At 66.6% G+C, this 563-nt stretch carries 2 protein-coding genes; one reads left to right on the forward strand and one right to left on the reverse strand.

The window, feature by feature from the left end; translation table 11 throughout:
• The coding region (locus U9980_RS01110) for a hypothetical protein (RefSeq protein ID WP_322766292.1) at window positions 1-227 on the forward strand (227 nt) is incomplete at its 5' end.
• Window positions 228-381: 154 nt separating this feature from the next.
• Here the strand turns inward: U9980_RS01110 and U9980_RS01115 are convergent.
• The coding region (locus U9980_RS01115) for a hypothetical protein (protein ID WP_322766293.1) at window positions 382-563 on the reverse strand (182 nt) is incomplete at its 5' end.

Consider the following 563-nt stretch of genomic DNA (forward strand, 5'->3'; position numbering starts at 1 on the left):
TCCACGATATGATCGTGTTCGTTCCCGTGGACGCACACCGCGCCATGGCAGGGCTCCGCGGTCTGCGGCGTCAGTTCGCGCGGGAAGGGATCAAGCATTTCGGGAGTCCCGTCTATCTCCGTGTCGCGGACTTGACGCTGCCCCTCGGTGACGTCGTCGCCGCGGCGCAGCGACTGACCGCCGCTCCTGTACGCCACCACTACGATCCATGGTTGACCTCCTTTTGACCTCCGTGGCGACGGCGTCGCGGATGGTGATGACGTGCTTTCCTGGCGCACGCGTGCGAGGCCGTCCAGGCGATGGCTCCGTACCTGTCCGCGCGCCAGAGCGTCGACCGCTGACAAGATCGGCACGAGTTTGTCGTTAGGTACGGATATACGGCTAAAAAGCGTACACAGCGACAAACATATGCCGATCATCGCCCGGGCCGTCCGGTCCGGGCGTGCCGCCCACGATGGACGTGGTGGACGGGCCGGAGGCGGCGGGCCGGAGGCCCACTGCGACGAGCGCAACCGGCGGCGGTGTCAACCGGTTGGCGCGTCGGCCCTGGTAAAGGGGTGGCT

The organism is Protofrankia sp. Cr1 (assembly GCF_963555865.1).
In the GTDB taxonomy this organism is placed as follows: Bacteria; Actinomycetota; Actinomycetes; order Frankiales; family Frankiaceae; genus Protofrankia.